The organism is Moritella sp. 28 (genome assembly GCF_018219435.1).
Taxonomy (GTDB): Bacteria; Pseudomonadota; Gammaproteobacteria; order Enterobacterales; family Moritellaceae; genus Moritella.
Genome location: NZ_CP056121.1, coordinates 4888579 through 4905127, shown reverse-complemented (window position 1 = coordinate 4905127; position 16549 = coordinate 4888579). Strand labels below are relative to the sequence as shown.

General features: G+C 38.8%; 16 protein-coding genes. 14 read left to right on the top strand and 2 right to left on the bottom strand.

Going from position 1 to position 16549, the window contains the following annotated elements; all coding sequences use genetic code 11:
* Window positions 1-179: 179 nt before the first annotated feature.
* Genes glpE through hldE form a run of 3 tightly spaced genes read left to right on the top strand, consistent with a single transcriptional unit; the run spans window position 180 to window position 2796 of the window.
* The gene (glpE, locus tag HWV02_RS21800) at window positions 180-500 is read left to right on the top strand and encodes a thiosulfate sulfurtransferase GlpE (RefSeq protein WP_211689317.1); all 321 of its coding nucleotides are present in this window, start codon (window positions 180-182) and stop codon (window positions 498-500) included.
* A gap of 8 nt (window positions 501-508) precedes the next feature.
* Window positions 509-1357 (top strand): rhomboid family intramembrane serine protease GlpG, encoded by an 849-nt coding sequence (glpG, locus tag HWV02_RS21795; RefSeq protein ID WP_211673387.1) that lies wholly within the window; start codon window positions 509-511, stop codon window positions 1355-1357.
* 17 nt (window positions 1358-1374) lie between these two features.
* Window positions 1375-2796, top strand: a complete 1422-nt coding sequence (hldE, locus tag HWV02_RS21790; protein ID WP_211677840.1) for a bifunctional D-glycero-beta-D-manno-heptose-7-phosphate kinase/D-glycero-beta-D-manno-heptose 1-phosphate adenylyltransferase HldE — start codon at window positions 1375-1377, stop codon at window positions 2794-2796.
* An 88-nt stretch (window positions 2797-2884) separates the two neighbouring features.
* Here the strand turns inward: hldE and HWV02_RS21785 are convergent, their stop codons facing one another.
* Window positions 2885-3286: a flagellar basal body-associated FliL family protein gene (locus HWV02_RS21785; protein WP_211673385.1), complete on the bottom strand. Its 402-nt coding sequence runs from the start codon at window positions 3284-3286 to the stop codon at window positions 2885-2887.
* Between the two features lie 138 nt (window positions 3287-3424).
* On the opposite strand from HWV02_RS21785, the gene HWV02_RS21780 reads away from it, so the two are divergent.
* The 3 genes from HWV02_RS21780 (at window position 3425) to HWV02_RS21770 (ending at window position 6402) form a co-directional block, all read left to right on the top strand.
* The gene (locus HWV02_RS21780) at window positions 3425-4057 is read left to right on the top strand and encodes a chorismate lyase (RefSeq protein WP_255550570.1); all 633 of its coding nucleotides are present in this window, start codon (window positions 3425-3427) and stop codon (window positions 4055-4057) included.
* An 18-nt stretch (window positions 4058-4075) separates the two neighbouring features.
* Complete coding sequence (ubiA, locus tag HWV02_RS21775; RefSeq protein WP_211689316.1) at window positions 4076-4936, top strand: 4-hydroxybenzoate octaprenyltransferase; 861 nt, start codon at window positions 4076-4078, stop codon at window positions 4934-4936.
* Between the two features lie 542 nt (window positions 4937-5478).
* Entirely contained in the window at window positions 5479-6402 is a 924-nt protein-coding gene (locus HWV02_RS21770) for a hypothetical protein (protein ID WP_211689315.1), read from the top strand.
* A 145-nt stretch (window positions 6403-6547) separates the two neighbouring features.
* Here HWV02_RS21770 and plsB read toward each other — a convergent pair whose 3' ends face one another.
* Entirely contained in the window at window positions 6548-8983 is a 2436-nt protein-coding gene (plsB, locus tag HWV02_RS21765; RefSeq protein ID WP_211689314.1) for a glycerol-3-phosphate 1-O-acyltransferase PlsB, read from the bottom strand.
* A 197-nt stretch (window positions 8984-9180) separates the two neighbouring features.
* On the opposite strand from plsB, the gene lexA reads away from it, so the two are divergent.
* From lexA to HWV02_RS21725, 8 genes are all read left to right on the top strand, one after another.
* Window positions 9181-9804: a transcriptional repressor LexA gene (lexA, locus tag HWV02_RS21760; RefSeq protein ID WP_211677837.1), complete on the top strand. Its 624-nt coding sequence runs from the start codon at window positions 9181-9183 to the stop codon at window positions 9802-9804.
* Window positions 9805-10060: 256 nt separating this feature from the next.
* Entirely contained in the window at window positions 10061-10348 is a 288-nt protein-coding gene (locus tag HWV02_RS21755) for an STAS domain-containing protein (protein ID WP_211689313.1), read from the top strand.
* A gap of 9 nt (window positions 10349-10357) precedes the next feature.
* Entirely contained in the window at window positions 10358-10720 is a 363-nt protein-coding gene (locus HWV02_RS21750) for a response regulator (RefSeq protein WP_211677835.1), read from the top strand.
* A 2-nt stretch (window positions 10721-10722) separates the two neighbouring features.
* Window positions 10723-12774 (top strand): chemotaxis protein CheA, encoded by a 2052-nt coding sequence (locus tag HWV02_RS21745; protein WP_211689312.1) that lies wholly within the window; start codon window positions 10723-10725, stop codon window positions 12772-12774.
* A 15-nt stretch (window positions 12775-12789) separates the two neighbouring features.
* Window positions 12790-13326, top strand: coding sequence for a chemotaxis protein CheW (locus HWV02_RS21740; RefSeq protein ID WP_211689311.1), 537 nt, complete (start codon window positions 12790-12792; stop codon window positions 13324-13326).
* On the top strand, window positions 13319-14167 hold the full coding sequence (locus HWV02_RS21735) for a protein-glutamate O-methyltransferase CheR (RefSeq protein ID WP_211689310.1): 849 nt from the start codon (window positions 13319-13321) through the stop codon (window positions 14165-14167). Before HWV02_RS21740 ends, HWV02_RS21735 begins: the two co-directional genes overlap by 8 nt.
* 46 nt (window positions 14168-14213) lie before the next feature.
* Window positions 14214-15278 (top strand): chemotaxis response regulator protein-glutamate methylesterase, encoded by a 1065-nt coding sequence (locus tag HWV02_RS21730; protein ID WP_211689309.1) that lies wholly within the window; start codon window positions 14214-14216, stop codon window positions 15276-15278.
* A complete protein-coding gene (locus HWV02_RS21725; protein ID WP_211689308.1) occupies window positions 15265-16464 on the top strand; it encodes a methyl-accepting chemotaxis protein in 1200 nt (399 codons plus the stop codon). The genes HWV02_RS21730 and HWV02_RS21725 overlap by 14 nt, the downstream gene beginning before the upstream one ends.
* The last annotated feature ends 85 nt before the right edge of the window (window positions 16465-16549 follow it).

Below are 16549 nucleotides of genomic sequence, written 5' to 3'. Positions count from 1 at the left end.
TGCGCGTTATATCTCGTTCCAGTCTTATTAATGCCTGTTTAGAATTGAAATATAACAGGTTTCACTTTGATGGGATAGCCACCTTTGTGGATGATAATGCTTAAAGAGTACATCAATATTTGGTATCTTTGTTCTTATAGCAAATTTTAGTTCTTAATATCACTAAAGATGAGAAAATAATGGATAGTTTCAAACATATTTCAATTAATGAAGTTCAGCAATTAATCAGTGATAGTACAGGCGTTAAAATTGTCGATATTCGTGACCCTCAATCATTTACAGATGCACATATTGAAGATTCATTGCATCTCACTGACTCAGTGTTAGGTCACTTCATGCAGCAAACGGACTTTGATGTGCCTGTGGTGGTGGTTTGTTATCATGGGCGTAGTAGTCAAGGCGCGGCGCAATATTTAGTGGAACAAGGCTTTGAAAACGTGTATAGCATGGACGGTGGGTTTGAAGCTTGGCGTCGAGAATGTGCGTTTGTGACAAAATAGGTAATAGCATGATTGAGATTGGTGTAATTAATAATCCACGTATGGCGCAGGCTTTTGTAGATTATTTAGCAGTGCAAAAAATTGATGCGAAAGTCGCACAAACAGAAGACGGGTTTGCGATCTGTTTACCCGCGATGACCCATGTTGAAGTTGCATCACAAGAACTTGATATGTTTTTGGCTGACCCTTATCAAGATAAATACCAAGCAGCGTCTTGGGATGTTGCTGATACGCGTACGGCAAATTTTAGTTATGGTTCGGGTAATATGTTGTCCAACTTTTTGATACATGCAGGTAAAGTGACCCTCACTATTTTTACCTTGAGTGTGGTTGTCTTTGCCGCGATGTATTTTAGCATGTTGACACAAAATGAATTTATATATGCTGCGCTGCATTTTCCTTTTGATTTAAGTGTTTCCTCACTGAGTGAGGTTTGGCGTTTATTTACCCCTGCGCTCATTCATTTTTCAGTTTTACACCTGGTATTTAATTTATTATGGTGGTGGTATCTTGGTGGCCAAATTGAAAATAAGCTGGGCAGTAAAAAGTTATTACTGTTGTTTTTAGTTGCTGCGTTAATACCCAATATCGGTCAGTTTTTATTAGCAGGACCTAACTTTGGTGGTTTATCGGGTGTGGTTTATGCCTTGGTCGGTTATATTTGGTGGACAGGTTGGTTAGCGCCAACACAGGGTATTAGTTTACCCAAGCCTTATGTTGGTTTTATGCTGGTTTGGCTTGTGCTCGGCTTTTTCCCTATATTTGGTCTTAATGTTGCTAACGCTGCACATGTACTTGGTTTAATGGTTGGTTGTGGCCAAGCATTTTTAGACTATAAATTTAAATCTTCTAATTAGAAATTATCGAGAGAATAATGGAAATCATTTTACCTGACTTTAACAATTCAAAAATATTAGTCGTTGGCGATGTAATGTTAGATCGTTATTGGACGGGCGATTCGAGTCGTATTTCTCCCGAGGCGCCTGTTCCAATTGTTAAAGTGAATAATGTTGAAGATCGCCCTGGTGGTGCCGCTAACGTTGCGCTTAACCTTGCGGCTTTAGGTGCAAGTACAAAACTTTTAGGCTTAACGGGTAATGACGAAGCTGCACAAGCGCTATGCGGGAAAATGAATGCTGTCGATGTAATTTGTGATTTTTTGCAATTAGATGATTACCCAACTATCACTAAATTACGTGTATTAAGCCGTGGCCAGCAAGTGATTAGATTAGATTTTGAAGAATCTGTTGCAGCAGTCGATACCCAACCTTTAGTCGCCAAAACGATTGATAATTTTTCGGATTATTCAGTAATGATCGTATCGGACTATAACAAAGGCGCCTTGGTTGAGGTACAACAAATGATCCAAGCTGCAAAGCAACAAGGCGTTAAAGTTTTTGTTGATCCAAAAGGCTGTGATTTTGAAAAATACCGTGGTGCGACCTTATTAACGCCAAATTTATCGGAGTTTGAAGCGGTTGTTGGACATTGTAAGAATGAACAAGACCTTGTTGAGAAAGGTCGAAAATTAATTACTGAATATGATCTTGAAGCATTATTAGTTACGCGTAGTGAAAAAGGCATGACCTTAATTCGAGCTGAACAAGATGAGTTTCACCTTCCTGCATTAGCACAAGAAGTGTATGACGTGACAGGCGCGGGTGATACGGTTATCTCAGTATTAGCAGCTGCTGTATCAGCGGGTTCATCACTCGAAGAAGCTTGTGCATTGGCTAACGCGGGAGCAAGTGTTGTAGTTGCTAAAATTGGTACGTCGACGGTAAGCCCGATTGAATTAGCTAACTCTGTTTACGGCTCTCATGAAAGTGGGTTTGGTGTATTAAGCGAAGAGCAGTTAAAAATTGCGGTTAAATCAGCTAAGTTACGTGGCGAAGAGATTGTCATGACTAATGGTTGTTTTGATATTCTGCATGCGGGTCACGTGTCTTATTTAAATTCGGCACGTAAACTGGGGCAACGTTTAATTTTGGCGGTTAATTCTGATGCTTCTGTACGTGGGTTGAAAGGATCTGGTCGTCCGATTAATACTTGTGACCGCCGTATGACAGTACTTGCTGCTTTAGGTGCCGTTGATTGGGTTGTGGAGTTTGTTGAAGAAACACCAGAGCGTTTAATCTCTGAATTACTACCTGATGTATTAGTTAAAGGTGGTGATTACAAAGTGGAAGAGATCGCTGGGCATAAACAAGTTCTGGCGAATGGTGGCAAGGTTAATATCTTACAATTTGAAGACGGTTGCTCCACGACTGCGATCATTAATGCGATTAAACGTTAATGCTATTTAAAAGCATAAGTGACTAGCTGATTGTATTAGCGATGTAAATTGATAAAGGAGTAGGCTTAGCGGCTTACTCCTTTTTTGATTACATTAATATATATTTGGTAAATAATAGATTCTCAATAACGGCCTCACCACTTTCTTGTTTTAGTAAGCTGTTCACTTCATTTTGGATCATTTTTCTGATCTCTTCTCGGCCTGTGAGAGAGCGTAAATGTTGTGGTGATTGCTGACCGAGTAATGAAATTATTTTATCCCTGATCAAGGGCTCATGCTTTTCTATCACAGCTAAGCTTTTTTTATCTGCGAGCATAAATTCTATAGAGACACTGATGAAACCAATTTTGTTTGTTTCACTGGTATAGTTGGTAATAATATCCGGCTCTAAGCCGAAATAAATATACACCGGCTTGTGGTCGTTAGCAGATACGGCAGTGGAAGATACTGAGGCCATGATCATGCACAAGAGCCAGAATAATTTTTTCATTTACCGTATCCTTAGTTAAATGAGTCGTTAAAGTAGGTTGGTTGTGAGCCAGTATACTCACTTTCAAATGATTAATTAAATAAATCAGTTAACAACTTGTGTCCCTGCTTACAATCTTGGTCTGAATAGCAGATAATTATGCCTGATTTCGTTGTTGAAAAAGTAATTTATAATATGTCAGATAATATAAATAATACGCGTACTAGTGAGCAGGCATTACCATGCTACCCCATCGGCTGTGATTCGAAGTGGTTATGGCCAACTATATTAGAAGAAAAATTATCTGCGAATCTTTATGATTGGCTCGTTGATACGGGGTCATTAACAGCTAGATTGAAGCAGCATTGTCAGACATTTACGGTTGAAATATTAGCGGAAGGTCATTATCAATTATCCGACGATGAAAAGATAAAATTAAACCTAACGGATAATTTAGGTTTTGTTCGTGAGGTACTATTAAAACTTGATGGGATACCTTGGGTTTTTGCGCGTAGCGTTATGCCATTAAATACGCTAACTGCACCGGGCGGTGAATTGGAAAAACTGGGGACCCGTTCATTAGGTAGCGTATTGTTTAACGCGCCAGATATGCAGCGTAGTGAAATTGAAATCGCTGAGTTTTATTCACATAGTAAAATATATTCATTATCTCACCTGTTTTCATCTCCCCCTAAAGCATCGCTATTCGGACGTCGCTCGTGTTTTCTATTAGGCGGACAGTCATTACTGGTTTCTGAAGTGTTTTTACCTGATTCCTTAGCGTATAAATAATAAAAGGACGTTAACATTATGTCGTTCATGACATCAAAAATGAAAGATTACATACAGCTTACTCGTATGGATAAGCCTATTGGCACCTTGCTGTTATTGTGGCCAACGCTGTGGGCGCTGTGGATTGCTGCTGAAGGGGTCCCTAAATTAGATGTACTCCTCGTTTTTACATTAGGGGTTATTGTAATGCGTGCGGCGGGATGTGTGATTAATGATTTTGCTGACCGTCATGTTGATGGTCATGTAAAACGCACTGAAAATAGGCCGCTGGCTGCAGGGCGTATATCAAGCCGTGCCGCGTTGACGTTTTTCTTTGGTTTAACTTTGTTCGCATTTTTACTCGTCTTGACCATGAATACATTGACGATACTATTATCGTTTGTTGCTGTTGGCCTTGCCGCGTGCTATCCATTTATGAAGCGTTATACTCACCTACCTCAAGTTGTATTAGGCATGGCATTTGGTTGGGCTATTCCGATGGGGTTTGCGGCGCAATTAGATTCTGTACCGAGTTATGCATGGTTATTATTTGTGGCAAATATCTTATGGACAGTTGCTTACGATACCTTATATGCCATGGTTGATCGAGATGATGATTTGAAAATTGGCATTAAATCTACCGCAATTTTATTCGGTAAAAAAGATAAATTGATTGTAGGGTTATTACAATTGTCATCGTTATTATGTTTAGGCTTATTAGGTTGGTTATTGGTTTTACCAAGCGTGTTCTTTATTGGCTTAACAATCGTTGCTGGACTATTTATTTATCAACAATTTTTGATTGTGAATCGCGACCGAGAGTCTTGTTTTAAAGCATTTCTACATAATAATTATGTCGGTATGATTATTTTTGCCAGCTTATTTTTAAGCTATTTGTAGGTGGATATCCAGATCATTGGTGTAGTTTGTCGTTACAGTTGAAATAAGTTTACCTAGTAATATTGTGTGCCTTTTAAGTCCGCTGAAGAGGCGCACTGACAACATTGATTAGCTACAAAGATAGTAAGCGTAGGTTGCGGTAACTCAGCAGGCAAAGGCGAAATGTAATCGCAGTCGTCCCTAAATGTGCTTCATTAATAAAATTGTTGTTCCTTCCATGAAGACTTCTTATCGTTGAATTAAGTTAGAAAATGTAAGTAATTGCTGCTCTATATTAACTTGAGACCTAATATAGTAGTTAGTAATTATTAATGTTATTCCAATTTTCATTATATTAAAGTCTACTAGCTTTTAAAGCTTGGAATTGAATATGCTGTTATCTCCTTATCTATTGAAACTGTTTGGTTAATCAATTTTATTTTATTGAGGAAGTGACATTAGATACTAATATTTTTTTTCAACAGCCTTTACATATTATAAGTAAAGGATACTAAAAGGTTATTAAAATTAATTATATGACACTCTTTTATTGGGGAAATAATGTGAAAAAAATATTTATTATTTGCGCTACACTTCTGAGTCTAGGGCTTATTGGTTGTGATGGAAGTAACGGAAGTAACGGAAGTAACGGAAGTAACGGAAGTAACGGAAGTAACGGAAGTAACGGAAGTAATTATAAAGCACTTAAGATTTTGCCTCATAAAGCGGAAGTTTACTGGGGGGAGGAGAATGATTTATTGGTATCTTTCATACAAACGACCAGCCAAATTAAATGTACTTTACATAACCTTAATACAGGGACTAACTTAGAGTCGAGTGTAGCTAATACTTGTTTTTTTGACCATAGTGACTTGATATCTGAACTTTACGTTGGAGCAAACGACATTACTATTAGTAATCCTAATACAGATAAAGAACTGATGACCGTATCTATTTTTATTCCTGAAGGGTTAGACTTTAATGACGTACTGGTTTGGAAAAAGGTTGGTGATGAATATATGATCACCATTCCCTATCAGCCCTCTTCGGAGGATAAAAAAAATAATCAAACCGCCTATGGATACGCTATGTACACGACATCTTTTGAGACGCCTTTATCTGGTCAGGACGCTATCGCTTTCTGTGAAAGTAATAATGGCTGGAAGCTTCCACTGATAGGTGATAAATATGACCCTGTGGCGCAGAGGCGAGAGGCGTCATACAATACTTTGTATGCTAACTCGGCGTTCATGGCTGAATTGTATGAGGCTAATGATACAACATGGTCCGTTGACTATTTTATGTCTAGCTCGCTCCCCATTATTGAAGACAATATTCGAGACTCTTTTGAAACGTTTAAAAAGGGGGATGGTTATTATGGGAATCACGGAATATTTGATGTGCCTAATAGAGGCGGGCCTGGAGCGTATGGTGGCATTACGTCTCCGTTTTTATGTGTGCATGAGGGCGTAACAAAACTTCAATAGTGGTATTTTGGCCATGTAGTCTCTTAGGTGAGTAATCAGGAATAAATAAAAAGGAGCTTCAGCTCCTTTTTATTTATTCAAAACATACAATGTTTAAAGGGAGACTTTTCTATGTTTACGTAATATTCTCATACGTGATAGTTACCTAGTCGTCACTAGACTGCTGGCTAAGCATTACATCCGAGATTGTTTGCTTCACTTCAAGCGTGGTCAAGCTTCTGACTATATTCGCTAACTGACTAATTTTATCAGCTTTAGCTGTGCCTTCATCAGATAAGTAGTGCAGCTCTTGGAGTTTATTAATAAAGATAGCGAGTACTTTCTTATCAAAAAACTCTGGCGCACTCACACCATTTAGCGATGATAAACGTTCGGCAATTAACTGACTACGATCTTCGAGTAGGCTCTTTTCAATGACTTGGTTATGCTCTAATACGGTCAGTACAATCGCATAACGTTGTAGCGTTTCTTGGATGCTTGCAGCAAGCAGTCTTAGTGACATTAAGTGTTCGTTAACCGGTATAATGACATTGTCACTATTGACTATTAATCCCTGTGTCTGCATCTCAGTTAGCGTATCAGTGATACAATCATCTAATTCATCGTCTGAATATTTCAAGAACAATTCCGCTTGAATTAAGGGATAAAGCTGGCGAACTTTACCATTAATTTCTTCTACACTGGTCTGTGGTTTTTCTGTCACGATTGCCGCAATTAATGACGGTAGTGCAAACAGGTGTAAAATATTATTACGGTAGAAGGTTAATAGTACAGCTTGTTCATATGACATCGATAGCATTTGTCCTAAGCTATCTTCACGTACGGTGAATTTTTTCAGCGAGATCGCTTGGTCTAGAATCTCTTCTGCACTGTTTTCTGGTAAGGTACTAAATTCACTATACGGGTTGTTACGAAGTAATTTTAAGTAACTATCAATTTGCTTCACCAAAATTTCTCGGCTCAGAGCCTTATGTGGCGCGGCGTGTAAAATTACTGCGCAAATCGTTAAAGCATTTACCGCAGCGGCACTATTGATATTTATCATCACTTTATTCGCAAGATCGCGAGTTGTTTGGTTTAGCCATTTAGGCTGTTCTTCAACCGGCATATTCATATCATCACGCCAGTTTTCAACGTGTTGATTTAAATATTGGTTAAGGTTGATCGGTTCACCAAAGTTAACAAATGCTTGGCCATAATTTTTAAGCTTTCTGGCGATCCCAAATACTTGGAATATACTTTCCTTTTTCTTATGAGCCCCTGATAACTCTTTTACGTAGGTACTCACTTCCATCACATGATCGTAGCCTAGATATACCGGCACTAATGTAATAGGTCGGCTTTGTTCTCTTAACATCGCTTGTAATGTCATGTTAAGCATACCGGTTTTTGGTGGTAATAAACGTCCGGTACGGCTTCGGCCACCCTCAGTAAAGAATTCAACGGAATATCCTTTTGAGAATAATAAGCTTAGGTACTCTCTGAATACGGTTGCATAAAGTTTATTGCCTTTAAACGTACGACGTAAAAAGAATGCGCCGCCACGACGGAACATAGGGCCAGCAGGGAAGAAGTTAAGATTTATACCGGCGGCAATGTGTGGTGGGATCAAACCTTCATTGTAAATAACATAAGAAATAAGTAAGTAATCCATGTGGCTACGATGACAAGGCATAAATACAATTTCATGACCGTCGGCGGCAAGTTTACGCACTTGTTCGGCGTTATTAACTTTGATACCGCTGTAGATCTTATTCCATAACCAGCTCATAAAATTACTGGTGTTTTTTACGAGTTTATACGAAAAATCACTGGCAATTTCATCGATGTAATCATTGGCTCGCTTTTCCGCTTTTGTTGCTGAAATATTATGCTCAGCGATCTCAACTTGAATGGCTTTTTTAACTTCTGGATTACGCAGTAGTTGTTCAACAAGTTGGTAGCGGTTAGGTAGTTTAGGGCCTGATGCGGCTAATTTTTGACGACTGAAATGGATCTTAGCAACACGAATTAATTTCTGTACGATTTTTTCATCGGTGCCGTGCTGATCGGCCATGAAACGCAGTGATACCGGTTTGTTAAAACGAACCAAGTTATCTTTACGGTTAAGACCCACAATGATTGTTTTACGTAAACGGCTTGGTGAAATACTGTTTGCTAATGATAGTAGTGGTATTTGACCTTCTTTACCGGGTGCGCGTCCCCAAAACAATGCGACTGGCATCAATTGAATATCAAGGGCTTTATCATCTTTATGTAAGCGTAATAGCTGTTGGAATTCGTCAAAAAATACGTCAGTATCTTTTACTCGGCCGAAGAGGGGCGCTGGATTATCTAAGCAAACATAACTGGGAATGATGACCCCGTTCACTTTTATTGGTGTAAGGGGGTCGGGTAAGCCTCGTTCTTTACAAGCTCGCTGTAATGCCACGAGATCGGTCATCGATTTAGTTTTTAAAGCATAAACAATAGGACGTGTTAAATCTAGATTTAACGCATCAACGGGGTTATCTGGTACGTACTGAGATTTAACTAAGCCGTTAACGAAACTTCGACTTAACATTGACGGTGTTTGTTGCATAGGTGTTATCATTCTGTTGTATAAAGTGCGAGAGTGCTTGCTCCAATAATATCAGATGTGTAGCCATAAATCTGTGTTTCAGCGCCAGCAAACGATTAATTCATTATTATCCAGATATACTCAAGGCATATATTGCAAACTTGACAATACTGTATATAATTACAAGAAACTGTATATAAAACCAGTTAGGGTTCATGATGAAAGCATTGACACAAAGACAAGCAGAAGTATTTGAATTAGTTAAACAACATATTAAAAATACTGGTATGCCACCGACCCGAGCTGAAATTGCTAAGGAACTTGGTTTCCGTTCACCTAATGCTGCGGAAGAGCATTTAAAGGCATTAGCACGAAAGGGCCATATCGAAATTCTTGCGGGTACTTCTCGTGGTATTCGTTTGTTGGTTGATGCTGAGCAAGCCAGTAATGACAGTGGTTTACCTTTAATTGGGCAGGTTGCCGCCGGTGAGCCAATTTTAGCGCAAGAACATATTGAAGCACACTATAATGTTGACCCTTCAATGTTTACACCAACGGCAGATTTTTTACTGCGTGTACGTGGCGAAAGTATGCGTAATATTGGGATTATGGATGGCGATTTATTAGCTGTACATAAAACTAAAAATATCAGTAAAGGCCAAGTTGTTGTTGCGCGCGTTGACGATGAAGTAACTGTTAAGCGCTTTGAACAGCAGGGCTGTGAAATCTTACTGCACCCTGAGAATGATGAAATGAGCACAATTCGTGTTGATTTAAATTTCCAACATTTTGATATTGAAGGTGTCGCTGTCGGTATTATTCGTAATACCGATTGGATGTAATCACACCTTCTTACGCCATCGAGCCTGAAGATAGATAGTAAATAATCCTATTGCTGACTATCTATCTTTATATTTCTTTTTTCATTTCTTATCCCCTATCTTTAAATTTAGAAATCGTTTTCAAATCTTGCTTTAACATCACAGTTCTGATCATCTTCTACCTATTAATTTTTTCTTTTCCTATACTCAACATGAGATATAAAAATAAATATTTAATTTGTTTGTCGGTACGCTGGTACAAATATAGGATTAGTTTATGGAACAATACGTTATTGCTATGACGTTGGATGATAAGATCGATGTTTCATCGATTTCCACTCTTAAAGTTATACTTGATCAGCTCCCCATTAAAGCGTCATCTCAAGTACTTGATGCGCGTAATGTGACTCACATAGACAGTGCCACTTGCCAATTATTTTATGCTTATTCTCAACATTTAATTACACATAATACGACCCTCATTTTTTTATCTCCATCGGATAAATTTACGACTGTTGTTCAAGCTCTGGGGTTCGACGTATATTTTAATTACGCATTAGTATGAGGTTTTCTCATGAAACGAATATTAGCTGTAGATGACTCGGTATCCATTCGTGAAATGGTTCAATTTACCCTAAAGCAGGCTGGTTATCACGTCGATGCCGCCGTTGATGGTGTGGATGGATTAGAAAAAGCTAAAATGGGGAATTTTGATCTTATTATTTCTGATATTAATATGCCTCGGATGGACGGTATTAGCTTAATTAGCCAACTGCGTAATGAGCGAGCGTATAAATTTACGCCTATCTTAATGTTAACCACAGAATCGGGTAGTGATAAAAAGATGGCTGGTAAATCTGCTGGTGCGACTGGGTGGATCGTTAAACCTTTTAATCCTGAAAAACTCATTGCTACCGTGCAAAAAGTATTGAGGTAAGCATGGATATCGATCTCAAACAATTTCAACAGGTATTTATTGAAGAATGTGTCGAAGGGTTAGAAGTGATGGAAACTGAATTGCTAAAGCTAACGCCTGGTGCAGTTGATAGCGAAGTGATTAATACGATTTTTCGGGTTGCTCATTCCATTAAAGGGGGCGCGGGCACATTCGGTTTTAATCAACTGACAGAATTTACTCATGTCGCAGAAACATTATTAGATGATCTACGCGCTGGGACTTTAGTCCTTACTGACGATCATATTAGTCTTTTTTTACAAACTGTTGATTGTTTAAGAGAGTGGGTCCAACTATTAGCCTGTGATTTAGAATCAATCCCTGACATTGTAGAAGAGCTTAAGTATCAATATAACCAATTTTTGCAAAGAGATATGAATCAACAAGCATTACCGAATGGTGATGAAATAGCGGTGACGGATGTTGCCGAATTAGCAACTAATGCACACGATGACGGTTATTGGTTAATTAATTTTATTCCCGGTCCGGATATTTTAAAACAAGGTAATGAGCCACGTTTAATCTTTGCTGAATTACAGGAGATGGGCGAGCTAAAAGTAACCCCCAAGATTGCGGACCTCCCATTATGGGAGCTGTTATTACCAGAAGATATTTATGTGAGCTGGGAACTTGAATTAATTAGCAACATCAGTGAATCGCAAATAAAAGAAATATTCGAATGGGTTGCAGATGACTCAACAATCATCATTATACATTCTAATACTTTCTCTAATTCAAAGGCAGAATATGGTAATACTGATCATGCTTTAGCCGAATCTGTGATGACTCCAGTTGTATCGAAAACAATAATGAATAACGCGCCGACTGAAATAAATTCAATTCGAGTATCAATCGATAAAGTTGATGCGTTAATCAATATGGTCGGTGAATTAGTGATCACCCAAGCGATGCTCGGTGAGCTTGGTCAGGATTTTTCTGCTGAGAGGCTACCTGAGTTTAAAAAAGGCTTGATTCAATTATCTCAGCATACCCGTGAGATGCAAGACAGTGTGATGAAAATAAGAATGTTGCCGATCCAATTCGCCTTTAATCGTATACCTAGAATGGTAAGGGATCTAAGTGGGAAATTAGGTAAAAACGTACTGCTTAGGATGCAAGGTGAAGAAACTGAGCTAGATAAAATTATGCTTGAAAAGATCTCTGACCCAATTATGCATCTCGTTCGTAACGCTTTAGACCATGGTATTGAAACCATCGGAGAGCGTAAATTGGCTGGTAAAAGTGACGTTGCTTGTTTGGGGATCACGGCATTTCATCAAAGTGGTGAAATTATTATTGAGATCCGCGATGATGGTCGAGGATTAAACAGAGCAAAAATTCATGCTAAAGCCATTGAAAACGGAATTGCTAATCAAGACCAGCATTATAGTAATAGTCAAATTGATGAATTAATTTTTGCACCTGGGTTTTCAACAGTGGAAACGATCAGTGACATTTCTGGTCGTGGCGTCGGCATGGACGTGGTGAAGAGAAACATTGAATCGCTTGGTGGTGATATTAAGGTTGAGTCTCATGATGGAGAGGGCAGTTGTTTTTCGATTCGCTTGCCATTAACGCTTTCTATTATGGATGGTCAACTAATCAAAATCGGTAATAAAACGTATATCTTACCTATAATGTCAATCATTGAGTCACTGCAGCTGAAAGATGGCATGGTGACTAAGTTGGCGGATCAAACTGAGGTCTTTAAATTACGTGATGAATTTATTCCTATTATTCGACTCTACCGAGTACTAAACCATGAAACGAGTTTAGAGCATATTACCGATGGACTATTAGTTGTGGTTGAAAGTGGCTGTAATAAATATGGTTTATTAGTGGATGATTTGGCTGCACAGCAGCAAGTCGTGATTAAAAATTTAGAAGATAATTTTATGAAGGTTAGCTGTGTATCTGGTGCCACTATTTTAGGGAACGGAACGGTCGCTTTAATCTTAGATATTGCGGATATTGTCAAAATAATCACAACCGAACGATGCCAAATGCAAGGTCTGCGTGCACATGTTGCCGCTTAAATAGAAGGTATTGATATGGAGAGTAGTATGCAGGCTGACATTGATACAGGTGAACAATCAACCCAATTTTTGACTTTTATAATGGCAGATGAAGAATATGGTGTTGAAATATTAGATGTACAAGAGATTCGTGGGTGGGAACCTTGTACCGAGATCCCTAACATGCCGCAGTATGTGAAAGGCGTGATTAATTTACGTGGCACGATTGTTCCTATTGTGGATTTACGACAAAAATTTGGTTTCAATAATATTGAATACAGCACGACGACAGTCGTTATTGTCGTGAAAGTATTAGTCGAAGATAAATCAAAAATAATGGGGTTAGTTGTCGATGCTGTCTCTGATGTACATACGATCGCACATGGCGATATTAATTTACCGCCGCAATGGGGTCAAGATTATGGCCCAAGTGTTATTCGAGGATTAATATCAATTAACAATAAAATGGTGGTATTACTCAGCTCAAGTCTATTGTTAGATTTAGAGCAGTTTCAAAATATCGAGCAAATAAAAGGACATAATACGCAATCATCAATAGTTGCTAATGACTAATATAGTTATTCCTCTGCTATACAGTGAAACTAAGGGGGATACCTTAAATAACATGTGTATGTCGGATATAGATTTTCATTATTTAACGCAACTGGTCTTTAGTCAATCGGGAATTGTACTCGGTGAATCCAAGCGAGATATGCTTTATGCGCGGGTGATGAAAAGGATCCGATATCTCAAGATAAGTGGCTTTTCAGCTTACTGCCAATTGTTACAAGATGGCTATAGTGGCGAGTTGAACGAGTTCATTAATGCGATCACCACAAATCTAACTGGTTTTTTTCGTGAACGATATCATTTTGATTTTTTACAACAAGTCGCACTGCCTGATTTTAAGCGTAATAATCCAGATAAAAAACTGAGAATATGGTCTGCGGGGTGCTCAACTGGGCAGGAAGCATATTCGATAGCCATGACAATTGAGAACCAATTACGTTATTGGGATGCAAAAATATTAGCAACAGACCTAGATAGTAAGGTGCTGTCTCATGCTACTGCTGGTTACTATGATGACCTGGCTGGGATCGCTATCGATTATCGCCTGCAATATTGTCCCGATATGAATAACTCTCATCAGTACGTTATGAGTGAAAAAGTGAGGCAGCTAATTGCTTTTAAACAGCTTAACTTACTTGCTAAATGGCCAATGAAGGGACAGTTTGATGCGATATTTTGTCGTAATGTATTTATTTATTTCAACGAGGAAACGACTAAAAAATTAGTCCAACGATTTTATTCGCTACTTAAACCCGGTGGATATCTTTTTATTGGTCATTCTGAAAGTCTGCAACGTTTTAACACCCATTTTAGTCTTGTCGGTCAAACGATTTATCAACGTTAAGGTCGTTTTATCTCACCATTTTAACGGCGCTATAGGGATATCTTCTATGCAGAAAATAAAAGTGCTTGTTGTCGATGACTCTGTATTAATGAGAAAGATATTAATGACATTACTTCACTCAGATTCGGAGATTGATGTTGTTGGCAGTGCCGTCGATCCTTTTGATGCACGTGAAAAAATTAAAAAACTACAGCCAGATGTATTAACACTGGATGTTGAGATGCCAGGGATGAACGGTCTCTCTTTCTTAGACAATTTAATGCGATTACGTCCAATGCCTGTTGTCATGGTATCAACCTTGACATCAAAAGGTGCGCCAGTGACATTGAAAGCTCTGGAGTTAGGGGCCTTTGATTTTATTGCTAAACCCACTGATAACAGCGCACAATCATTTGGTTATTTTGGCGATGAACTGTGTGCTAAAGTTAAATTAGCCAGCAATGCAAACTTACGCGTTATGAAAACCCCGGTGATAGCTTTACCGGCAAGCCAAGAAATACAAGCAGAACGATTAATTGCGATTGGTGCTTCAACGGGAGGAACAGAAGCATTGCGAGAATTACTGACGCCATTAGCTCCCCCTTTTCCTCCGGTTGTTGTGACCCAGCATATCCCAAAAAATTTCAGTGGGGCGTTTGCAAAGCGTCTAAACGACAATTGCCGTTTAACTGTGATTGAAGTAACTAGTGAGCAAATTATTGAACCTAATCATGTATATATAGCTCCTGGCGATTGCCATTTAAAGGTGCATAAATCTGGACGACGTTACACTTGCCAATTATTTGATGGTCCTGCGGTTAATCGGCATAAACCGTCAGTGGACGTGTTATTTGATTCTGTTGCTACAACTTATGGGGCTAAAGCGATTGGTGTCATGCTAACTGGCATGGGGAAAGATGGGGCTGAGGGATTATTGTCGATGCGACAGACTGATGCCGTCACTATCGCGCAAGATGAAGCGTCATCCGTTGTTTGGGGGATGCCTGGTGCCGCGGTTCAGCTTGGTGCTGTTATGGATATATTAAGTTTGCCGTTAATTGCCCCTAAGTTAGCGGCATTGGTACAAAAGAAAACAGGTAAAGCGAAAGGGGTTGCTTATGACTCGATTTAATTTTTATCAAGGTGTTGCGCTGCTGCCATTCTTGTTGATGTTGCTTTTACAGGAATGGCTTGCGGCTGGTGCAGCGTTCGTCACATTAATACTTATGTCGATAGCTCTATTTACTCTTTATAAGAAGTCGGTAGAGAAACCCGTGGAAGAAAAAAGTGAGCATATCACGTCGATGAATACCAAAGCGATGTTGCTCAGTATGCTACAAGAAGAGATCCCGCCACGTATTGATGAATTAAAAGATGGTTTGAATAAAACCCAGCAAATTAATAGTGAGTCGTTTATCACCTTAAATAGCGCTTTTTATCAGTTATTGCGTATGTCAGCAGAGCAATCCGCATCTTTACATAAAGTACTGCTCAGTATCTCTAAAGATAAAGCCTTAGCCCTTACAGGGAAAGAATATTATGATCCTGATGCAATTGATTTAAAAACATTCATTGAATCAACACACCAGTTTCTTAATATTTGTTCTGATTTAATGATGGAGACTACCGCGCAAAGTAATGATGCCGTCAATAAGATCGCAGTGATGGAAAGTCAGATGAATAATATTAATGGGCTTGTTGAAAATGCACAGAAAATCGCTAGGCAAACCAATTTACTTTCCTTGAATGCAGCGATTGAAGCTGCTCGGGCTGGAGAGATGGGACGTGGTTTTGCCGTTGTAGCACAAGAAATGCGATTATTATCTGATACTTCAAATAAATTTAATGAGGATATCAGAGGACAAGTGACACAAGCGATGGCAACATTCGTTGAAGCGAAATCAATGGTTGAATCGTTAGCGAAAGATAATGCTGAAAAATCATCGCAGACACAAGCGCGGTTACACCAAGAATTAATTAAATTTGTCCAATTAGAAGAAAGCTTAGAAATAAACTTAGATAATCTCATGAGTTTATCGGTTGATACTCAAGTATGCGTTAATGATTCTGTTAGAAGTCTGCAGGTTGAAGATATCATCAGTCAATTATCCGAGCACAACTTATTGCAAGCTGAGAATATGAAGCAAGTATTATTTGCGTGTAGCGAATTACTATCAGCAGATGCGCATATTGAGCAGCATACTTTTATTGATAAGCTCAAAGTTGCCGCTGAACAGTTAAAACAGCAATCACTGCAAGTACAACAGAAGACGATCAGTACGGGGTCGATGGATGAAGGTGAAATAGAGTTGTTTTAATTTTCGATAGGTAATACTTTGTTTCATAATTGAAGTTAGATAGACTCTGGCCTCTTTTATTTCCCTCTACAAAGTTGAATTTGTC